Below are 19,952 nucleotides of genomic sequence, written 5' to 3'. Positions count from 1 at the left end.
GATCACAGCAAATCTTGCCGCGACAGAAGCCGCGGATTCAGGCATATTGTCGGCAAATAGTTAACCAAAACAAAAGGATAATGCCCGCTTAACGCGACTGCCTTACGTTCCTGGTTGGCTGCTCGCCGTCCGTCATCCAGCATCAAAGCGGGGTTTCCGCCACGAATATGGCGCTGACGCTTCATTTCCTAGGGAATGTGATGCCGGATGGATCACATTCCAGTCTTTCCTCGCCCCAGTTCAGTATCTTGCCCGGCACGATCTTTTTCGGGGGACCGGTTCCCAGCCCCGGGGATCATGCCTAAGTTCGTCTGATTATGCGCGCAAAGCCGGCCCCGATAAATACGACTGAAGCTACGGATGCCGCCCCGCGCGGTTTCTCCATCGACGCCCATCGGCTCGCGGTGCCGAAGGCGGCGGCCGGCCTCTATCTGGTCGCGACCCCGATCGGCAATCTCGGCGACATCACCCTCCGTGCGCTGCAGACGCTGGCCGGGGTCGACGTCATCTGCTGCGAGGACACCCGCATCACGCGGCGCCTGACCGAGCGTTACAATATCTCGGCGCCGCTCAAGCAATATCACGAGCACAATGCCGAGGCCGCCCGCCCAAGGATCCTGGAGGCGCTTGCCGCAGGCGGCTCGGTCGCGCTGGTGTCGGACGCCGGCACGCCGCTGATCTCCGATCCCGGCTTCAAGCTGGTCCGCGATGTCTGCGCAGCCGGCCATGCGGTCTATGCGCTACCCGGCCCATCCTCGGTGCTGGCGGCGCTGTCGGTCGCGGCCCTGCCGACCGACCGTTTCTTCTTCGAGGGATTTTTGCCGGCGAAATCCGCCGCGCGGCGGTCGCGCCTCACCGAACTTGCCCGCATCGACGCGACGCTGGTGATGTTCGAATCCGGCAATCGGGTGCAGGATACGCTCGCCGAGCTCGCCGAGATCATGGGCACGCGCGAGGCCGCAATCTGCCGCGAGCTGACAAAACTGCACGAGGAGATCTCGCGCGCGAAGCTCGATGAGCTGGCGCGCGAGGCGGACACGCTGGAGACGCGCGGCGAATTCGTGCTGGTGATCGCTCCGCCTGCCGCGGATGCCGACGTGCTGACACCGGACGCGCTGGACGATCTCCTGCGCGAGCAGCTCGCCACCCATAGCGTCAAGGACGCCGTCGCACACGCAGTCGCGCTCTCGGGTCGGCCGCGGCGCGAGGTCTATGCCCGCGCGCTCGAACTCGCAAAAGATTTGCGGGGCGGCGATGGCGAAGCCTAAGGATCCAGCGGATCCGAAACCGGAACCGAAGATCGCCTCGCCCGAGCGCGTCGCCGCGTTCCGCACCGGCATCTCCGCGGAGAGCCGCGCCGCTGCCTATCTGATGGCGAAGGGCTACCGCATCCTCGCCAAGCGCTACCGCACCCCGCATGGCGAGATCGACCTCGTGGCGCGCCGCCGCAACCTGATCGCCTTTGTCGAGGTCAAGGCGCGTGCCAGCTTCGATGAGGCCGCCTATGCGGTGACGCCGCGCCAGCAGCAGCGCATCATCGACGCCGCGCAGGGCTGGCTTGCCACGCATCCCGAGCATGCGGAATTCGAATTGCGATTCGACGCCATGCTGATTGCGCCGCGATCACTTCCACGCCATGTGTTGGCGGCATTCGACGCCTCGACCTGAAAGGCAGACCATGAAACTGAACGTCGCCGTCCAGATGGACCCCATCGCCCGCATCAACATCAAGGGCGATTCCACCTTTGCGCTGCTTCTGGAGGCGCAGAAGCGCGGCCATGGCCTGTCCTATTACACACCCGACAAGCTCTCGATGGTCGGCGACGAGATCGTCGCGCCGGTGCAGCTCCTGACCGTGCGCGACGAGCCCGGCGATCACTTCACTCTCGGCGAGCCCAGGCGCGAGGCGCTGAACGGCTTTGACGTGGTGCTGTTGCGCCAGGATCCGCCGTTCGATCTCGCCTACATCACCTCGACGCACCTGCTCGAGCGCATCCATCCGAAGACGCTGGTCGTCAACGACCCGGCCTCGGTGCGCAATGCGCCCGAAAAGCTGTTCGTGATGAACTTTCCGCAGTTGATGCCGCCGACCCTGATCTCGCGCGACCTCGAAGAGATCAACGCTTTCCGCGACAAGTACGGTGCCGTGGTGATGAAGCCGCTGCACGGCCATGGCGGCGCCGCGGTCTTCCGCGTGATGCCGCAGGACATGAATTTCGGCTCGCTCTACGACATGTTCTCGGTCACCTTCAAGGAGGCCTGGGTGATCCAGCAGTTCATCCCCGAGGTGAAGCTCGGCGACAAGCGCATCATCCTGGTCAATGGCGAGTTCGCAGGCGCGGTGAACCGCGTGCCGGCCGCCGACGACCTCCGCTCCAACATGGTGCGCGGCGGCGCGGCAAAGGAGACCGAGCTGACGCCGCGCGAGCGCGAGATCTGCGCCACCGTCGGCCCGGCGTTGCGCGAGCGCGGACTGCTGTTCGTCGGCCTCGATGTCATCAACGGCAACCTCACCGAGATCAACGTGACCTCGCCGACCGGCATCCGCGCCATCGCGCGGCTAGGCGGCCCCGATGTTGCGGCGAAGATCTGGGACGCGATCGAGCAGAAGCGGGCGAAGTAAGCAGCGGCGCTACAGACATCAACGGAAACATTGACCGCGCTTCACTAACCACCCATTCACCATGACGCCCCGCGCCTTGTGCGAATGCACGAGCGCGCCTGCGTGAATCTACGGGGCCGCTGGCCGCGCGGCTAACGCGGCATTCACCATCTGCCCAGAACCCGCGCCATCACTGACCATCACACTCGGCCTCGCAACACCCCTTATACTTTTACTCCCTACTCATCGATGCCGGGGAACCCGCCACGTGCGGTTCGAGTGCCCCGCGTAAGAGTAGAAGCGTATGAACACCGCACGCATTGTCGTTCTCGTCATCGCACTTGGCGCCGGCGGCGTCGCTGCGTATCTGGCGAGCGGCTACGACAACAAGCCCGCGCCCGCGCTCCCGGTGGCCGAGAAGCTGCCGACGGTCGAGGTGCTCGTCGCCAAATCCGACATTCAGCTCGGCCAGGCCGTGAAGGCCGAGGATCTGCAATGGCAGACCTGGCCGCAATCGACCGCGAGCGGCGCCTTCATCCGCCGCGACAGCAGGCCCGACGCGCAGACCCAGATCGCCGGCTCGATCGCGCGCGTGCCCTTGATGCAGGGCGAGCCGATCCGCGAGCAGAAGCTGGTGAAGGCCGACGGCTCCGGCTTCATGGCCGCGATCCTGCCGTCCGGCATGCGAGCCGTGTCCACCGAGATCTCCGCCGAGACCGGGGCCGGCGGCTTCATCCTGCCGAACGACCGCGTCGACATCGTCCTGACGCGACGCCTGAAGAACCCTGATGGCGCCAACACCAACAGCTCGACCGGCGGCAATGACCTGATCCTGTCGGAAGTCATCCTGACCAACATCCGCGTGCTCGCGATCGACCAGGCGCCGAAGGAGAAGGACGGCCAGAACGCCGTGCTCGGCAAGACGGTCACGCTCGAGCTCCGGCCCGACCAAGTCGCGACGCTGTCGGCCTCGCGCCAGGGCGGCGCGCTGACACTTGCATTGCGCAGCATCGCCGATGCCAGCGCCTCCGACGGCACGCCCGAGGACCAGTCGCTCAAACAACGCTCGAGCGGCGTGAACGTGATCCGCTACGGCGTGCAGGCGCGACAACTGACGTCACAGAAGTGATGGGGACATGATGAACTACGGGGGTAATCGGATGGGCCTGCGCATTCGGGGGAAGCGCGCTGGCTCGTTCCGGGCAGGGGCAATGCTGATGCTGGGGCTGCTCGCAGCCCCCGATCTCGTCCGCGCTGCGGATGCGCCGGTCGGAGACCAGGCGCCGATGCAGGCGCCGGATCTCGGCGTGTCGCCGGTCGCAACCATCGCGCCGGCGCGGACGCGTTCGCTGTCGCTCGGCGTCGGCAAGTCGGTCGTCATCGACCTGCCGCGCGAGGTCAAGGACGTGCTGGTGGCCGATCCCAAGATCGCCAATGCTGTGATCCGCTCAGCGCAGCGCGCCTATATCATCGGCGGCCAGGTCGGCCAGACCAACGTGGTGTTCTTCGGCGCCGACGGCCAGCAGGTTGCTTCCTACGACATCGCGGTCAAGCGCGACCTCAACGGCATGCGCACGGCGCTGCGCGCATCGCTGCCGGGCGTGCAGATCGAGGGCGTCGGCGACAGCGTGATGCTGACCGGCTCGGTGTCGAGCCCGGTCGAGGCCCAGCAGGCCGGCGACGTCGCCGCCAAGCTCGTCGGCGGCGCCGACAAGGTCGTCAACAACATCGTGGTGCGCGGCCGCGACCAGGTGATGCTGAAGGTCGTGGTCGGCGAAGTCCGCCGCGACATCGTCAAGCAGCTGGGTGTCGATCTCAGCGCCAGCCTGAACGCCGGCACCGCGGTGGTGAATTTCAACAATTCCAATCCGTTCTCGGCCAGCGGCGGACCGCTGGTCAGCGGCAACGGGCTCGGCGTCGCCGGCCTCGCCAAGGGCGTCGCCACCGTCAGCGCCACGATGCGCGCGATGGAAAGCGCCGGCGTGATGCGCACCCTGGCCGAGCCGAGCCTGACGGCGATCTCCGGCGAATCCGCGACCTTCATCGCGGGCGGCGAATTCCCGATCCCCGCAGGCTATTCCTGCGATCCGACCACGCATGTCTGTACCACCCAGATTTCCTACAAGAAATTCGGCATCTCCCTGAACTTCACGCCGGTCGTGCTGAGCGAAGGCCGGATCAGCCTGCGGGTGATGACCGAGGTCTCGGAGCTGTCGAACCAGAACGCCATCACCGTGTCGCAGGCACTGTCCTCGAGCTCGACCAATTCGATCACCATCCCCTCGGTCCAGACCCGTCGCGCCGAGACGACGCTGGAAATTCCCTCGGGCGGCTCGATGGCGATGGCCGGCCTGATACAGCAGCAGACCAAGCAGGCCGTCAACGGCCTGCCCGGCGTCGACCAGGTGCCGATCCTCGGCGCGCTGTTCCGCAGCCAGGACTTCGTCAACAACGAGACCGAGCTGATGGTGATCGTGACCCCCTATGTGGTGCGCGCGGTCGCCCAGAAGGAATTGTCGCGGCCCGATGACGGCTTCGCGCCGTCCTCGGATGCGCAGTCGGCGCTGCTCGGCCGCATGAACCGCCTCTACGGCATCGCCCGCCGCGCCGATCCGATCGACGGCGATCGCGGTGATTTCGGCTTCATCATCGACTGACACCAACGGTTTGGGGACCGGGCAAGACACGACACGGACAAGAGGGGATGAAGCGATGACGAAGACAAATGATCGACGTCGCAATTTGCGCATCGCGCTCGCGCTGACGGGGCTCTCCGTCATGCTGGGAGCCTGCAACACCACGGGCGACGTCGTCACCACCCAGACGGTACCGACCGACTACCGCATGCGTCACCCGATCGCGGTGCAGGAAGCCAAGCGCTCGATCGTGATCTTCGTCGGCAAGGCGCGCGGCGGACTTTCGACCGCGCAGCACGCCGACGTGATGGGCATCGCCCAGGATTGGGTGCGCGAAGGCACCGGCTCCGTCGTCGTCGACGTGCCCATCGACACCGCGAATTCGCGCGCGGCGGCTGCGACCTACCACGAAATCCGCGCCGTGCTCGGCAGCGGCGGCGTGCCGTCGCGCGCCATCGTCCAGCATCGCTATCGTCCCGAAGACCCCGTCCTGCTGCCGACCATCCGGCTGAGCTATTCCAAGATCGCGGCGGTGGCCGGCCCCTGCGGGCTGTGGCCAGAGGACATGGGACCGTCGATCCTCGATCCCGGCTACAACGAGAACCGGCCTTACTTCAATCTCGGCTGCGCCACCCAACGTAATCTTGCCGCGATGATCGACAACCCCGCCGACCTCGAGCAGCCGCGCGCGGAGACGCCGGCCTATACCGCACGGCGCGACATCGCCTTCGACCGCTACCGCAAGGGCACCTCCACCGCGACCGCTTATCCCGAGGCTGACAAGGCCAAACTCAGCGAAACAGGCAAATGACGGGCATCCACGACGAAGAGGCGGACGATCCGCAGCACCCCGAGGAGCACATTGCGCCGGTTCCCCGGATCTCGGTGCAGGCCTTTTGCGAGACCGAGCAGACGCTCGCCGCGGTGACCGCGGCCGGGCAGGACCGCCGTCTCGCCAAGGCGCATCTCACCGCCAGGAGCGGCGGCCTCGCCGCGGCAATCGATGTCTATGACACGATGCCGACGCCGAACGTCATCGTGATCGAATCCGACGGCACACGCGACATCCTCGAGGGCCTCGACGACCTCGCCGGCGTTTGCGATCCCGGCACCCGCGTGGTCGTGATCGGCAACCCCAACGACACCGCGCCCTACCGTGAGCTGGTGCGTCGCGGCGTCAACGACTACGTGGTCGGGCCGGTCGAAACCCTCGACGTCGTGCGCTCGATCTGCAGCCTGTTCTCGGCCTCCGAAGCCATCATCACCGGCCGCGTCATCGCGGTGGTCGGCGCCAAGGGCGGCGTCGGCGCCTCCACCGTCGCGCACAACGTGGCCTGGACCATCGCGCGCGACCTCGCGCTCGATTCCGTCGTGATCGATCTCGACCTCGCCTTCGGCACCGCCGGCCTCGACTACAACCAGGATCCGGCGCAGGGCATTGCGAACGCGGTGCTGTCGCAGGACCGGCCGGACACGGCGTTGATGGAGCGCCTGCTCGCCAAATGCACCGACCGCCTCAGCCTTCTCGCCGCACCGGCTACGCTTGATAGGGTCTATGATTTCGGCGCGGAGGCGTTCGATGCGATCTTCGACACGCTGCGCATGACCACGCCCTGCATCGTGCTCGACGTGCCGCATCAATGGTCGGCCTGGACCAAGCGCGCGCTGGTCAATGCCGACGACATCGTCATCGTGGCCGAGCCGGATCTCGCGAACTTGCGCAACACCAAGAACATGCTGACCGTGCTCAAGGCGGCACGGCCGAACGACCGGCCGCCACTCTATTGCATCAACCAGGTCGGCATGCACAAGCGCGCCGAGATCGACGTCAAATCGTTCGCCAAGACCATGGAAAGCCAGCCGCTGGCGGTGATCCCGTTCGATTCAAAGCTGTTCTCGACCGCCGCCAATAACGGCCAGATGATTGCGGAGGTCTCCAAGAGCCACCGCACCACCGAGCTGTTCCAGAACATGGCCAACCGCCTCGCCGGGCGCGGCGAAGTGAAGAAGCCGAAGCGTTCGCTGCTCGGACCGCTGCTGAAGAAGCTGAAGGGCAGGACCGGACGCGCATCCGCTCCGCATCGCAAGGCGTCGTAAGCGCAAGAGCGTTCTCGAGCGCGCAGTGCTCTCGGCGGCGGCGGATTACTTCTCCGCCCGCTGCTGCTGCTTCTTCGACAGCAGCTGGCGTAGCGCCGTGACCTTTGCCGCCGCCTGATCCGGCGGCAGATCGGCCTTCACGATGGTCTCGGCCTCGGCCTGCTTGCCTTCCAGCCCCAGCACCAGTGCGAGATTACCCCGCACGCGGGAATCGGCCGGGTTGCGCCGATAGGCGCGGCGCATGGTGTCCTCGGCCCGCGGCAGATTGTTCTGGAGCATGTAGGACAGGCCGAGATTGGACAAAACCTGCGGCTCGTCCGGCACGATCTTCAGCGCCGACGCATAATATTGCTGCGCTTCCTCGTTGCGGCCGAGCTGATCGAGCGCCGCGCCCTGCGCCGACAGGATGTGCCAGTCCGGATCCTCCGGCGTATGCGCCCGGCTGAGCACGTCGAAGGCCTGCTGGAAATTGCCGTTGTCGGCGAGCGCGCGACCGTAGCCGGCGAGCAGCGCCTTGTTGCTGGGATGGGCGAGCACGGCCTGCTCCATCACCGCGACCGCCTGGGCGCGCTGGCCGGTCTCGCGCAGCGCCTTGCCATAGTCGAGGGCGATGGCGGGATCGCTGGGCCTGGCGCGATAGCGCTCCCGCAAGCCGTCCATGTCGGGCTTGATGTCGGGCTTGGCGTCCGCCGTAGCGGCCGCTTCCGGCTTGCCACCGACGCCGAGCGCGCCGGTCACATCCTCCAGGCTCGTGGTCTGGCAGCCACCGAGGGCAAGCACCAGGAGCGCGGGAAGCAGGAATCTCGCCGGGGGAGAGGCAAGGGACGAACGCTTGGACATACTCTGATCACCGCCGGCGGACTGATCAGAGATGCTTTGCCGATTAACGCTAAATTCCCGTTAAGGACGCCCGCCTCTTGGGCTTAGTCGGTAAATTCCGCGCCGAATTCGCAGCCGATGCGCCAGCGCAGGCGGCATTGGCGGGAATAGTCGGGTGCGAAGATGATGGTGAATTGCGGCGGCAGTTCCAGGAATTCCGCCACGACCTTGACGCCGCCATCCGAGATATCCGTGATCGTGCAGTCCCGTGGCAGCGACCCCGCGCCAAAATGGATCTTGGCGAGCCGCGTGCACATCCGGCGTTCGCTTCTGCGGCGATTTGCAAGCATTTGAATTGTTCACCCGTTAGATCACGGCCCATCCCGCAGCCCTAGGAGTAGCGGACATTCATTGGAATGTGCTGAGCGCAGCCGCTCGCATTCGAGGCGTAGTCGAAGCTTAGTGTCTCCGTCCCGTTTACCGGTCGTTAGGAATCGCGGCGCCCTTGCCTTCGTTCTTGTATTGTTCTTGTCAGGGCCATCGCGCTCTGCTACCCCTAATTGTGCGAGGGGGCATCATGGTCCAGCGGGTTTCGACAGTCGCCTTTGAAGGGATCGAGGCCCGCGCGGTCGACGTGCAGGTGCAGGTCGCGCCGGGCCTGCCGGCGTTCGCCATCGTCGGCCTGCCCGACAAGGCGGTGTCGGAGGCGCGCGAACGGGTGCGCTCGGCCCTGATCGCGTCGGGCCTGGCGCTGCCGGCGCGGCGGATCATCGTCAATCTCGCCCCTGCCGACGTCCCGAAGGAAGGCAGCCATTACGACCTGCCGATCGCGCTCGGGCTGATGGCGGCGATCGGCGCGATCCCGCCGGATGCGCTGACGGGTTTTACCGTGCTCGGCGAACTCGGCCTCGACGGCTCGATCGCACCGGTGGCCGGCGTTTTGCCAGCCGCGATCGGCGCCAATGTGCGCGAGGAAGGCCTGATCTGTCCGGCGGCCTGCGGCTCGGAAGCGGCGTGGGCGAGCCCGGACATCCAGATCGTCGCCGCACACTCCCTGATTCAGATCGCCAACCATTTCAAGGGCACACAGGTGTTGTCGCGGCCCGTGCCGAAAGTCCACGAAGCAGCAAGCTCGCTGCTCGATCTGCGCGACATCAAGGGCCAGGAGAGCGCCAAACGGGCGCTGGAGATCGCGGCCGCGGGCGGCCATCACCTGTTGATGATCGGCGCGCCCGGTGCCGGCAAATCGATGCTGGCGGCGCGGCTGCCCTCGATCCTGCCGCCGCTGTCGCCGGGCGAATTGCTCGAGGTCTCGATGATCGCCTCCGTCGCCGGCGAGATCGAGGGCGGCGCGCTGACATCGCAGCGGCCGTTTCGCTCGCCACATCATTCCGCCAGCATGGCCGCGCTCACCGGCGGCGGCGCGCGCGCGAAGCCCGGCGAGATCTCGCTGGCGCATCAGGGCGTGCTGTTCCTCGACGAGCTGCCCGAGTTCGATCCGCGCGTGCTGGATTCGCTGCGCCAGCCGCTGGAGAACGGCGAGGTCTCGGTCTCCCGCGCCAACCACCGCGTGACTTACCCCGCGCGCTTCATGCTGATCGCAGCGATGAACCCCTGCCGCTGCGGCCATGCGTTCGAGCCGGGCTATGCCTGCAAGCGCGGCCGCATCGATCGCTGCGCCGGCGATTACCAGGCGCGCATCTCCGGTCCGCTGATGGACCGCATCGATCTGCGCATCGAGGTCCCGGCCGTGACCGCGGCCGATCTGATCCTGCCGCCGGCGGCGGAAGGCTCCGCCGAAGTCGCCGCGCGCGTGGCGGCGGCGCGCGACATCCAGCTCGCGCGCTACGCCGATGCCGGCCTGCCGCGGGTCCGCACCAATGCCGAGGCGCCGGCTTCCGTGCTGGAGGAGATCGCAAAGCCGGACGCACAGGGCCAGAAGCTGCTGCGCGATGCCGCCGAGACCATGCGGCTGTCGGCGCGCGGCTATCACCGCGTGCTGCGGGTTGCCCGCACGCTCGCCGACCTCGACGGCGCCGACAAGATCGGCCGGCTGCATCTTGCCGAGGCGCTGTCCTACCGCGCACTCGCGGAGGATGTGCGCCAGATGGCGTGATCGCGCAGCGCATCAACCCGGCGGTAACGAGTTTCCTTTACGCTCTGCAAACCATAGGCCCACAAGTCCAGTCCGGGCCCGGCGAGTAGAGCGTCATGTTGCGTTTCAAGATCCTGGCCTCGGTGGTTCCCCTGTTGGCGGCTGCGGTGTTCGCCCGCAACGAGATCACATCGGTCTCGCATCCTTGCATCGCCCTCGGCGACACCTCGGTCGAGCTGACATCCCTGTTCTGGACGGCCGGCGTCCATGTCGCCTTCACCGACGATGTGTCGCGGGCCACGGTGCGGGTCCAGATCACCGACGATGCGGATGCCGCCGACTTCGCAGTCGTGGACGACGGCGCAAGCGACGAGCCGAGCGCCTGCCAGGCCAATCCGGCGACGCGCCTCATCACGATTGCCGCGCAGCCGGTCGATGACGGCCCGGTCATTTATCTCTCCGCAGATGGTCCCGCTGACTTCCGTGTTTACGTCCGTTCGAAGACATTTACACAGAAGGAGGCCGCAGCCCTGATCGTCGGCGCTCATGGCCCCCACCCACTCCCCCTCCAGGCCGCTTCGCTCTGAAGCGTTAACACCTCGTCAACCCTGTTTGGAGGCCGCCGCAAAGCCGCAAGCTGTTCGCAAGGTCGGCGAGACATCGTCGCCAATGGCGGTGGCGGGTTTCGGATAAGAGTCGGGGTCGGTGGCAATGGGTCGGACGTTCCGGATCAAGGTGCGCATGCGCCGCTTCAGGCGACGGCATCCTCGAATTGCCTTTGCGATCCGCTCCTTCATGATCTTCTCGGCGACTTTCGGCGGCGCCTATGGCTTCGTCACCGGCAGCCGCGCGCCGAATTCCGGCTACGATCCCAACACCTTTGCGATCGGCGCGAGCTTCCTGTTTGCGCTGGCCTGCCTCGGTCTCGCGACGCTCAGCATGCGGCTGCGCTTCGTCAACAAGCGGATGCGCAAGCTCGCCGCCCACAACGAGGCGCTGATCGACCGCAATTGGGAGCTGAAGGAAGCCGAAGAGCGCGCCCGCAGCCTGTTCGAATCGCAGGGCGATCTGATCGTGCTGCGTGACCATCAGGGCCGCATCACCTTTGCCAACGACGCCTATTGCGCGCTGGCCGGACAGACGCGCGGTGCGCTGGTCGGCACGCGGTTCGACTTCGAGGTGCTGGAGCAGGGCGACAGCGCGCGCGAGAGCAACGGCACGCGCATCCACGACCAGAGAATCTCCACCCCGCTCGGCGCGCGCTGGATCGCCTGGCGCGAAGGATTCGTGCGGCTCGATGCCGGCCAGCCCGCCGATCTGCAGAGTGTCGGCCGCGACGTCACCGACCGCACCGAGACCGAACGCGCGCTGTCGGATGCGCGCGACCAGGCCAACGCCGCCAACCGCGCCAAGTCGCGGTTCCTCGCAATGGCCTCGCACGAGATCCGTACCCCCCTGAACGGCATCATCGGCATGGGCGGGCTGTTGCTCGACACCACGCTGACGCCGGAGCAGACGACCTACGCCAGGGCCGTGAAAACCTCGGGCGAAGCGCTGATGGCGCTGATCGAGGAGCTGCTCGACTATTCCAAGATCGAGGCCGGCAAGCTCGATCTCGACCAGCGTCCCTTTGCGCTCTCGACCTTGATCGAGGAGGTCACCGAGCTGCTGGCACCGCGCGCGCAGGCCAAAAACCTCGAGATCGCTTCCTATGTCGACGAGCGCCTGCCGCTGGAAGTCGTTGGCGATGCCGCACGGCTGCGCCAGGTGCTGCTCAATCTCGCCGGCAACGCCATCAAATTCACCGCAAGCGGCGGCGTTGCGCTGATCGTCGAGCCCGGCATCTGGCCGAACGAGATCAGCTTTCTGGTCCGCGATACCGGCATTGGCATCGTGCCAGAAGCACAGTCGCGCATCTTCCGCGAATTCGAGCAGGCCGACGACCGTGTCGCCCGCACCTATGGCGGCACCGGGCTTGGCCTTGCCATCAGCGAGCGCATCGTCAAGCGCATGGGCGGTCGCATCACGCTGGAGAGCGCACCGGCTCAGGGCTCGACCTTCGAGGTCGCAATCCCGCTCGCGCCGTCGCATGGAAACACCGGACAGACCGCGTTTCCGAGCCCGGACCTCGCCGGCAAGTCGATCCTGCTGGTGGCCGACGGCATCGAGGCGTCTCTGATCGCACGGCGGCTGGAGCGCTGGGGCGGCCAGACCTGCCTGGTCGCGGATGCGGCCGTGGCCGAAGCGCTGCTGCCGGAACGCCCATGGCATGCTGTGGTGGTCGATCGTGCGCTCGGTCCGGCTGTTGCCGATCGCCTGGGCGAAGTCGCCCGCGCTCATGCGACGCAGCGGCTCGTGCTGCTGACGCCGAGCTCGCGTCATGAAAAACTTTCGCCGGCCTTCACCGGCTTCCTCGTCAAGCCACTGCGCACAGCCTCCCTCGCCGCGCGTCTCGCGCTGACGCCGGAAGTCGCCTCGCCCGACCTCGCGCCCGAGCCTGTCGAGCCGGCCGCGGTCACAACGCCTGCCAACGGCCTCTCGATCCTGGTCGCCGAAGACAACGAGATCAACGCGCTCTTGATGCGGTCGCTTCTCACAAAACTCGGTCACCGCGTCGTCATCGCGGTCCATGGCGAGGCCGCGCTGGAATCCTGGCTCGCGGCCAGCTCCGCCGGTACGCCCTATGATCTGGTTGTGATGGACATCCAGATGCCGCAGCTCGACGGCATCGAAGCAACCAAACGCATCCGCGCCCATGAGGCCGCCACCGGCGGCCACCACACGCCGATCCTCGCGCTGACCGCGAACACGCTGGTGGAAGATCGCTACGCCTGCTTCGAGGCGGGCATGAACGGGTTTCTCATCAAGCCGCTCGATCGGGAGAAGCTGGACGAGGCGCTGGCCGGGCTGGCGGCGTCACGGCGTCTGGTGGTGTAGGGAGGTCTCTCCGCCGTCATTGCGAGCGGAGCGAAGCAATCCAGACTCTCACCGCGGAAAGATTCTGGATTGCTTCGCTGCGCTCGCAATGACGAGTGTGTTGCCTACAGCCTTCGCAGCGCCACGCTCTCCACCGCGTGATCCGCGGCCTTCTTCAGGATCAGCGTCGCGCGGGGGCGGGTCGGCAAAATGTTGTCCTCGAGATTGGCGAGGTTGGTGCGCTCCCAGATCGCGGTGGCGGTGGCGGTGGCCTCCTCGTCCGACAGGAGCGCATAGCGGTTGAAGTAGGATTTTGGATTGGTGAACGCGGTGTCGCGCAACGCCAGGAAGCGCTTGATGTACCAGCGCCGCAGCGCCGCCTCGTCGGCGTCGATATAGACCGAGAAGTCGAAGAAGTCGGAGACCACGGGCACCGCCTTGCCGTCGCGCGGCAGCTTGCCGGTCTGCAGCACGTTGACGCCCTCGACGATCAGGATGTCGGGCTGGTCGATCTCGGCCCATTCGTTCGGCACGATGTCGTAGGTCAGATGCGAATAGACCGGCGAGCGCACGTGGCGGCGGCCCGACTTGATGTCGGACAGGAAGTTGAGCAGCAGCGGCAGGTCGTAGCTCTCCGGAAAGCCCTTCTTCTGCAGAATGCCTTGCTGCTCGAGCAGGGCCTTCGGGTAAAGGAATCCGTCGGTGGTGATCAGGTCGACCTTCGGACGCGGCGACCAGCGCGCCAACAAGGCCTGGAGCACGCGGGCCGTGGTGGATTTACCGACCGCAACCGAGCCGGCGACGCCGATGATGTATGGGACCTTGCGGTCGCGGATGTTGAGGAACTGGCGCTCCGCGTAGTACAGGCGCTGCATCGCATCGACATAGATCGAGAGCAGCCGCGACAGCGGCAGATAAATGTCCTCGACCTCCTTGAGATCGAGGCGATCGTGCAGCGAGCGCAGCCGGTCGAACTCGCCCGGCTCCAGCGTCATCGGCGTGTCGTCGCGCAGCCGCGCCCATTCTTCGCGCGAATAGACGCGGTATGGATTATATTGCTGCTCGGGTGCGCGGATATCCATGACGCGACCTTCTCCGTAAAGAACTTGGCTAGCTGCCGCTCTTGCGAGACGCTTTCTCTTCCAGCCCGGACATGTTCGTACGCTTGTCCAGCGCCGCCTCCACCTCTTCCAGTTTTACGCCGCGCGCCTTGAGCAGCACAAGGAAGTGATAGAGCAGGTCGGCACCCTCGGCGATCAGATGATCGCGATCGTTTTCGACTGCTGCGATTACGGTTTCGACTGCTTCCTCACCGAACTTCTTGGCGCAATGTTCGGCGCCCTTGTCGAGGAGCTTACGGGTATAGGAGCCCTCGGCACCGGAGGCCGCGCGGGCATCGATGGTGACGGCGAGATCGTGGATCGTGAAACGCGGCATACTGAAGACCCGAAACGCGCGTCTGGCCGGTTGGGCCAGTCCCGCCGGTTGATGTAGCACTTTTATGAACGGAAGTCGTCAGGCATCCAGCCGCATGGGTAGTCCGCGCCGGGCCATGTGCTCCTTGGCTTCGCGGATGGTGAATTCCCCGAAGTGGAAGATCGAGGCGGCCAGTACGGCGGTGGCACGCCCGTCGCGGATGCCATCGACGAGGTGGTCGAGATTGCCGACGCCGCCGGAGGCGATCACGGGAACGGGAACGCTGTCGGCAATGGCCCGGGTCAGCGGAATATCAAAACCCTGCCTGGTGCCGTCACGGTCCATCGAGGTGAGCAGAATTTCACCAGCGCCGAGCGAGACCACTTCCTGGGCATATTCGATGGCGTCGATACCGGTCGAGTTGCGGCCGCCATGGGTGAAGATCTCCCAGCGCTCGCCGCCGCCGGCGCGCTTGACCCGCTTGGCATCGATCGCGACCACCACGCACTGCTCGCCGAACTTTTCGGCGGCTTCCTTGACGAACTCGCGCCGCGACACCGCGGCGCTGTTGATCGAGACCTTGTCGGCGCCGGCGCGCAACAACGTCTTGATGTCGTTGACCTCACGGACGCCGCCGCCGACGGTGACCGGCATGAAGCAGGCTTCCGCCGTGCGGCGGACCACGTCGAGCATGATGCCGCGGTTTTCATGGGTCGCGGTGATGTCGAGGAACGTGAGCTCGTCGGCGCCGGCGGCGTCATAGGCGATCGCCGCTTCGACGGGGTCGCCGGCATCACGCAGATCGACGAAGTTGACGCCCTTGACGACGCGGCCGTCCTTGACGTCGAGGCAGGGGATCACGCGCACCTTGAACATGTGTCAGCTCCCGGGCGCGTTGCGGATCAAGGAGAGGGCGGCGGCGGGATCGAGGCGGCCGTCATAGAGCGCCCGGCCGGCGATCGCGCCGGCGAGCTTCTTGGCGCGTGGCGTCAGCATCGCCTTGACGTCCTCGATCGAGGCAAGACCGCCGGAAGCAATCACGGGAATCGAGATGCTGTCTGCCAGCGCAATGGTCGCATCGAGGTTGAGGCCCTTGAGCAGGCCGTCGCGCGCGATGTCGGTGAAGACGATGGCGGAAACGCCGGCGTCCTCGAAACGTTGCGCGATCTCAAGCACCGTCACTTGCGATGTCTCGGCCCAGCCTTCGACCGCGACCTTGCCGTCACGCGCGTCCAGCCCGACCGCGACGCGGCCGGGGAATTTTTTCGAGGCCACCTTCACCAGCTCCGGATCCCGCACCGCGGCCGTGCCGATGATGACGCGGGTGACGCCCTTCTCGAGCCAGGCCTCGACAGTCGCAATATCGCGAATACCGCCACCGAGCTGCACCGGAATCTTGATCGTCTTCAGCATCGCCTCGACGGCCTGCGCATTCACCGGCTTGCCGGCGAACGCGCCGTCGAGATCGACGACGTGGAGATACTCAAAGCCCTGCGAGACAAAGCTCTCGGCCTGGGCTGCGGGATTGAGATTGAACACGGTCGCGCGCGCCATGTCGCCTTGCTCGAGGCGCACGCACTGGCCGTTCTTGAGGTCGATGGCAGGAAAGAGAATCACGGCTTCCATCGCAAAAAGTTCGAGATCAGGGCCAGGCCAAAACGCTGGCTCTTCTCGGGGTGAAACTGCGTGCCGATGGCGGTGTCCTTCGCGACGATCGCGGTGACAGGCCCGCCGTAGTCGGCGCGCGCGAGCACGTCCGCCTCGTTGGCAGCGTTGAGGTGATAGGAGTGCACGAAATAAGCGTGCTGGCCCTTGGGCCCGAGCGGCAGCTTGTTCAACACCGGGTGCTCCCTGAGCACATCGAGCGTATTCCAGCCCATGTGCGGGATCTTCAGGCTTTCATCGCGCGGCGTGATCTTCTCGACGTCGCCGCCGATCCAGTTCAGGCCTTGCGTGATGACATGCTCCTTGCCGCGGGTGGCGAACAGCTGCATGCCGACGCAAATGCCGAACATCGGCCGCGCCTTGACGCGCACGGCTTCGGTGATCGCCTCGACCATGCCGTTGACGGCATCGAGCCCGCGCCGGCAATCGGCAAAGGCGCCAACGCCCGGCAGCACCAGACGATCGGCGCTGTAGGCCTGATCCGGATCGCTGGTCACGAAGACCTTCTGCGGATTCTCCATGCCGCGCGCGGCACGCTCAAACGCCTTCGCGGCGGAATGCAGATTCCCGGAACCGTAATCGATGATGGCGATGCTCATCTTGACCCTCCCGGTTCTGGAAACAATCCAATGATGCCGCCGGCCGGAATCGGCGGCGGGTTGGAAAATTGCTGACCCGGCAAATTGCGGGTCGGCGGCGGCCCGCCGCGATCGACGGCCCATTGATCGTTGACGATGCCGCGCTGTGTCTTGCTCCAACGGTCGAAGAAGCGCCGCTCGGCGGTGTCCTCGTCGTCAGCGACGACGACGTCGAGCTGCCGCCACTTGCCGCGCGACAGCGTCCAGCGGCGCAGGCTCGAGGCCTCGAAACCCATCAGCAGCGCGACGATGGTGTTGGCAAGGAAGATCGAGCTGCGGCCGACGCCGAGGCTGTGCAGCCCGGCATCGAACGCGGCGAGAAAGACGATCCAGCCGATCAGGGCCAGCCAAAGCCTGTTCCAGGCCAGCCAGAACGGCCCAAAGATCATCGCCCAGAAATGGAAGCCGTCGCGCACGAACACGAATCTGTCGGTCGCGCGCAGGTCGGCCCCGGCTGGGGTGGGAGCATGAACTGTGTAGACAGGCATTTTCGATGCCCCGTTCTCGAGAATTGAGCAGATGCCGCCGGCGGCGTTTGATTAACCGACGGAGATGTCAGCCGCCGAGCGAGCCCTTGGTGGACGGGATCTCTCCCACCGCCTTGGGATCGATCGCAACCGCCGTGCGCAGCGCCCGCGCCAGGCCCTTGAAGCAGGACTCGGCGATATGGTGGCTGTTATCGCCATATAGGGTCTCGACGTGGAGAGTCACGCCGGCGTTGATGGCGAAGGCCTGAAACCACTCGCGCACCAGCTCGGTGTCGAATTCACCGATCTTGTCACGGGGGAAGTCGGCCTTGAACACCAGGAACGGGCGGCCTGAGATGTCGATGACCACGCGCGTCAGCGTCTCGTCCATCGGCATGTGCACGCCGGCATAGCGGGTGATGCCCGCCATGTTGCCGAGCGCCTGCCTGACCGCCTGGCCGAGCGCGATGCCGGTGTCTTCGGTGGTATGGTGGTGATCAATGTGCAGGTCGCCAACCGCCTTGACCGTGAGGTCGATGCGGGAATGGCGGGCGAGGAGATCGAGCATATGGTCGAAAAAGCCGATGCCGGTCGCGATATTGGCCACGCCGGTGCCATCGAGGTTCACGGTGACCTCGATGTCGGTTTCCTTGGTCTTGCGCTTGATCGTCGCGGTGCGCATTGAAAGCTGGTTTCCATCCTGGCTTGAGGGCCGAAAACGCCAGTCTATTAACAGCCAAATGACGCCTTCGCTACTGCGGGAACGGCTGGCCGGGCTCTACTTCTGCCTATGGTGAGCGAAATTGGGCCCGGAGCGGCCCGTTGTGCGCCCGCTCTCGACCCCCTAAATCAGGCCGGACAACGAGGGTCATTTATGCAGGATTCCCAGAACAGCTCGCCGGTCTGGCACGGCACCACGATTTTGACCGTCCGCAAGGGCGGCAAGGTGGTGGTCGGCGGCGACGGCCAGGTCTCGATCGGCCAGACCGTGATCAAGTCCAACGCCAAAAAGGTCCGGAAACTCGGCAAGGGCGACGTTATCGGCGGCTTCGCCGGCGCCACCGCCGACGCCTTCACCCTGTTTGAGCGGTTGGAGAGCAAGCTCGAGCAATATCCGGGGCAATTGACCCGGGCCGCGGTCGAGCTCGCCAAGGACTGGCGCACCGACCGCTACCTGCGGCGGCTGGAGGCCATGATGATCGTGGCCGACAAGGACGTCTCCCTGGTGCTGACAGGGACCGGCGACGTGCTCGAGCCCGAGGCCGGCGTCATGGCGATCGGCTCCGGCGGCAATTATGCGCTGGCCGCCGCCCGCGCCCTGATCGACACCGACAAGGACGCCGAGACCATTGTCCGCCGCTCGCTCGACATCGCCGCCGACATCTGCGTCTACACCAACCGCAACGTCACCATCGAAGCGCTGACGGCCGGGTAGGGCATGGCCCCCGCCTACACGTTCCGCCCGATGACCGCGGCCGATCTGCCGCTGGTCCGCCGATGGCTGGGCGGGGCGCATGTACGGGAGTGGTGGGGCGATCCGGACGAGCAGTTCGCGCTCGTCAGCGGCGACCTCGACGAACCCGCTATGGACCAATTCATCGTGTTGGCCGGGATGCGGCCGTTCGGCTATCTTCAATGCTACGACCTGACCGCCTGGAATACGGGCTTCGGGCCGCAATCGGAGGGCACGCGTGGGATCGATCAGTTCATCGGCGAAAGCGACATGATCGGGCAGGGCCACGGTTCGTCGTTCATTCGCCAATTCGCCGAGGAGCAGTTGCGGCACGGCCTGCCGCGCATCGTCACTGATCCGGACCCGCGCAACCGACGCGCCGTGCGTGCCTACGAGAAGGCAGGCTTCGTCCGCGACCGCATGGTCGATACGCCGGACGGAGCAGCGCTGCTGATGGTGCGCGAGAATTGACGCTAACAAGCACGCACGAAAGCAAGCTCGCCGTCCCGCCGCTCGCCTGGGCCGGCATCGCACTGCTCCTGCTGGCGCTTCAGGCCTCGATCCTGCTTGCGATGGGCCGGGTGCCGATCTGCACCTGTGGCTACGTCAAGCTGTGGCATGGCGTCGTCAACAGCTCGGAAAATTCGCAGCACATTGCCGACTGGTACAGTTTTTCGCACGTCCTGCACGGCTTCCTGTTCTACGGGCTGACCTGGCTGCTGTTCGCGCGCGTCGCGTTCCTGGCACTCGCCCTTCCAAGTCTTTCCTGGCCGGCGCGGCTGATCATGGCCATGCTGATCGAAGGCGCCTGGGAGATCGTGGAGAACTCGCCGTTCATCATCGAGCGCTACCGCGCCGGCACGATCTCGCTGGACTATTTCGGCGACAGCATCGTCAATTCGCTCTCGGACACGCTGTTCATGGTGCTGGGGTTCCTCGCCGCACGCACGCTGCCGGTCCCGGTGACGGTCCTTCTGGGGCTCGCCTTCGAAATCATGCTGGCGCTCCATATTCGCGACAATCTGACGCTCAATATCCTGATGCTCATCCATCCGATCGAGGCCGTGAAGCAATGGCAATCCGGTCCGCCGATCATTTGACGGTCAAAAAAGCGGCTTGTCCCCGCCGGCTTCTGATCCTAGCTAAGG

General features: G+C 65.7%; 22 protein-coding genes. 13 read left to right on the top strand and 9 right to left on the bottom strand.

Going from position 1 to position 19,952, the window contains the following annotated elements; all coding sequences use genetic code 11:
• Positions 1–317 precede the first annotated feature (317 nt).
• From rsmI to ABID58_RS01250, 7 genes are all read left to right on the top strand, one after another.
• Positions 318–1,268 carry a 16S rRNA (cytidine(1402)-2'-O)-methyltransferase gene (gene rsmI, locus ABID58_RS01280; RefSeq protein WP_354031242.1) on the top strand — a complete coding sequence of 317 codons (951 nt, stop codon included), beginning with the start codon at positions 318–320 and terminating at the stop codon, positions 1,266–1,268.
• A complete protein-coding gene (locus ABID58_RS01275; RefSeq protein ID WP_354031241.1) occupies positions 1,255–1,668 on the top strand; it encodes a YraN family protein in 414 nt (137 codons plus the stop codon). Before rsmI ends, ABID58_RS01275 begins: the two co-directional genes overlap by 14 nt.
• A 10-nt stretch (positions 1,669–1,678) precedes the next feature.
• Positions 1,679–2,623, top strand: a complete 945-nt coding sequence (gshB, locus tag ABID58_RS01270) for a glutathione synthase (protein ID WP_354031240.1) — start codon at positions 1,679–1,681, stop codon at positions 2,621–2,623.
• Between the two features lie 283 nt (positions 2,624–2,906).
• A complete protein-coding gene (cpaB, locus tag ABID58_RS01265) occupies positions 2,907–3,731 on the top strand; it encodes a Flp pilus assembly protein CpaB (RefSeq protein WP_354031239.1) in 825 nt (274 codons plus the stop codon).
• A gap of 10 nt (positions 3,732–3,741) precedes the next feature.
• Positions 3,742–5,259 (top strand): type II and III secretion system protein family protein, encoded by a 1,518-nt coding sequence (locus tag ABID58_RS01260; RefSeq protein WP_354031659.1) that lies wholly within the window; start codon positions 3,742–3,744, stop codon positions 5,257–5,259.
• A 55-nt stretch (positions 5,260–5,314) separates the two neighbouring features.
• A complete protein-coding gene (locus ABID58_RS01255; RefSeq protein ID WP_354031238.1) occupies positions 5,315–6,049 on the top strand; it encodes a CpaD family pilus assembly protein in 735 nt (244 codons plus the stop codon).
• A complete protein-coding gene (locus tag ABID58_RS01250) occupies positions 6,046–7,335 on the top strand; it encodes a CpaE/TadZ family protein (RefSeq protein WP_148752724.1) in 1,290 nt (429 codons plus the stop codon). The genes ABID58_RS01255 and ABID58_RS01250 overlap by 4 nt, the downstream gene beginning before the upstream one ends.
• Before the next feature lie 45 nt (positions 7,336–7,380).
• Here the strand turns inward: ABID58_RS01250 and ABID58_RS01245 are convergent, their stop codons facing one another.
• Both ABID58_RS01245 and ABID58_RS01240 read right to left on the bottom strand, forming a co-directional pair.
• Positions 7,381–8,175 (bottom strand): tetratricopeptide repeat protein, encoded by a 795-nt coding sequence (locus ABID58_RS01245; RefSeq protein WP_354031237.1) that lies wholly within the window; start codon positions 8,173–8,175, stop codon positions 7,381–7,383.
• Between the two features lie 83 nt (positions 8,176–8,258).
• Complete coding sequence (locus ABID58_RS01240) at positions 8,259–8,504, bottom strand: PilZ domain-containing protein (RefSeq protein ID WP_148738150.1); 246 nt, start codon at positions 8,502–8,504, stop codon at positions 8,259–8,261.
• A 227-nt stretch (positions 8,505–8,731) separates the two neighbouring features.
• Between ABID58_RS01240 and ABID58_RS01235 the strand changes: the two genes are divergently transcribed.
• From ABID58_RS01235 to ABID58_RS01225, 3 genes are all read left to right on the top strand, one after another.
• Positions 8,732–10,270, top strand: a complete 1,539-nt coding sequence (locus ABID58_RS01235; RefSeq protein ID WP_354031236.1) for a YifB family Mg chelatase-like AAA ATPase — start codon at positions 8,732–8,734, stop codon at positions 10,268–10,270.
• Positions 10,271–10,365: 95 nt separating this feature from the next.
• Positions 10,366–10,836, top strand: a complete 471-nt coding sequence (locus ABID58_RS01230) for a hypothetical protein (protein ID WP_148752727.1) — start codon at positions 10,366–10,368, stop codon at positions 10,834–10,836.
• A 124-nt stretch (positions 10,837–10,960) separates the two neighbouring features.
• Positions 10,961–13,186 (top strand): PAS domain-containing hybrid sensor histidine kinase/response regulator, encoded by a 2,226-nt coding sequence (locus ABID58_RS01225; protein ID WP_354031235.1) that lies wholly within the window; start codon positions 10,961–10,963, stop codon positions 13,184–13,186.
• A gap of 104 nt (positions 13,187–13,290) precedes the next feature.
• Here ABID58_RS01225 and coaA read toward each other — a convergent pair whose 3' ends face one another.
• The 7 genes from coaA to hisB all read right to left on the bottom strand — a co-directional run bounded on the left by coaA (position 13,291) and on the right by hisB (position 18,033).
• Positions 13,291–14,247, bottom strand: a complete 957-nt coding sequence (gene coaA, locus ABID58_RS01220; protein ID WP_148752729.1) for a type I pantothenate kinase — start codon at positions 14,245–14,247, stop codon at positions 13,291–13,293.
• A 28-nt stretch (positions 14,248–14,275) separates the two neighbouring features.
• Positions 14,276–14,602 (bottom strand): phosphoribosyl-ATP diphosphatase, encoded by a 327-nt coding sequence (locus ABID58_RS01215; protein ID WP_354031234.1) that lies wholly within the window; start codon positions 14,600–14,602, stop codon positions 14,276–14,278.
• A gap of 78 nt (positions 14,603–14,680) precedes the next feature.
• Positions 14,681–15,457 (bottom strand): imidazole glycerol phosphate synthase subunit HisF, encoded by a 777-nt coding sequence (hisF, locus tag ABID58_RS01210; protein ID WP_148752731.1) that lies wholly within the window; start codon positions 15,455–15,457, stop codon positions 14,681–14,683.
• A gap of 3 nt (positions 15,458–15,460) precedes the next feature.
• Complete coding sequence (hisA, locus tag ABID58_RS01205; RefSeq protein WP_354031233.1) at positions 15,461–16,198, bottom strand: 1-(5-phosphoribosyl)-5-[(5-phosphoribosylamino)methylideneamino]imidazole-4-carboxamide isomerase; 738 nt, start codon at positions 16,196–16,198, stop codon at positions 15,461–15,463.
• Positions 16,195–16,845: an imidazole glycerol phosphate synthase subunit HisH gene (gene hisH, locus ABID58_RS01200; RefSeq protein WP_354031232.1), complete on the bottom strand. Its 651-nt coding sequence runs from the start codon at positions 16,843–16,845 to the stop codon at positions 16,195–16,197. The genes hisA and hisH overlap by 4 nt, the downstream gene beginning before the upstream one ends.
• Positions 16,842–17,372: a DUF2628 domain-containing protein gene (locus ABID58_RS01195; RefSeq protein WP_354031231.1), complete on the bottom strand. Its 531-nt coding sequence runs from the start codon at positions 17,370–17,372 to the stop codon at positions 16,842–16,844. The genes hisH and ABID58_RS01195 overlap by 4 nt, the downstream gene beginning before the upstream one ends.
• 67 nt (positions 17,373–17,439) lie before the next feature.
• The gene (hisB, locus tag ABID58_RS01190; protein ID WP_354031230.1) at positions 17,440–18,033 is read right to left on the bottom strand and encodes an imidazoleglycerol-phosphate dehydratase HisB; all 594 of its coding nucleotides are present in this window, start codon (positions 18,031–18,033) and stop codon (positions 17,440–17,442) included.
• Between the two features lie 192 nt (positions 18,034–18,225).
• On the opposite strand from hisB, the gene hslV reads away from it, so the two are divergent.
• The 3 genes from hslV to ABID58_RS01175 are packed head-to-tail and all read left to right on the top strand — an operon-like array spanning position 18,226 to position 19,904.
• A complete protein-coding gene (gene hslV / locus ABID58_RS01185) occupies positions 18,226–18,786 on the top strand; it encodes an ATP-dependent protease subunit HslV (RefSeq protein ID WP_027534993.1) in 561 nt (186 codons plus the stop codon).
• A 3-nt stretch (positions 18,787–18,789) separates the two neighbouring features.
• Positions 18,790–19,275, top strand: coding sequence for a GNAT family N-acetyltransferase (locus ABID58_RS01180; protein WP_354031229.1), 486 nt, complete (start codon positions 18,790–18,792; stop codon positions 19,273–19,275).
• On the top strand, positions 19,272–19,904 hold the full coding sequence (locus tag ABID58_RS01175; RefSeq protein ID WP_354031228.1) for a DUF2585 domain-containing protein: 633 nt from the start codon (positions 19,272–19,274) through the stop codon (positions 19,902–19,904). The genes ABID58_RS01180 and ABID58_RS01175 overlap by 4 nt, the downstream gene beginning before the upstream one ends.
• The last annotated feature ends 48 nt before the right edge of the window (positions 19,905–19,952 follow it).

It is taken from the genome of Bradyrhizobium sp. S3.2.6, from assembly GCF_040546885.1.
Lineage (GTDB): Bacteria > Pseudomonadota > Alphaproteobacteria > Rhizobiales > Xanthobacteraceae > Bradyrhizobium > Bradyrhizobium cytisi.
The sequence above is the reverse complement of the archived record's forward strand: the minus strand, read 5'-3'. Positions and strand labels throughout refer to the sequence as shown.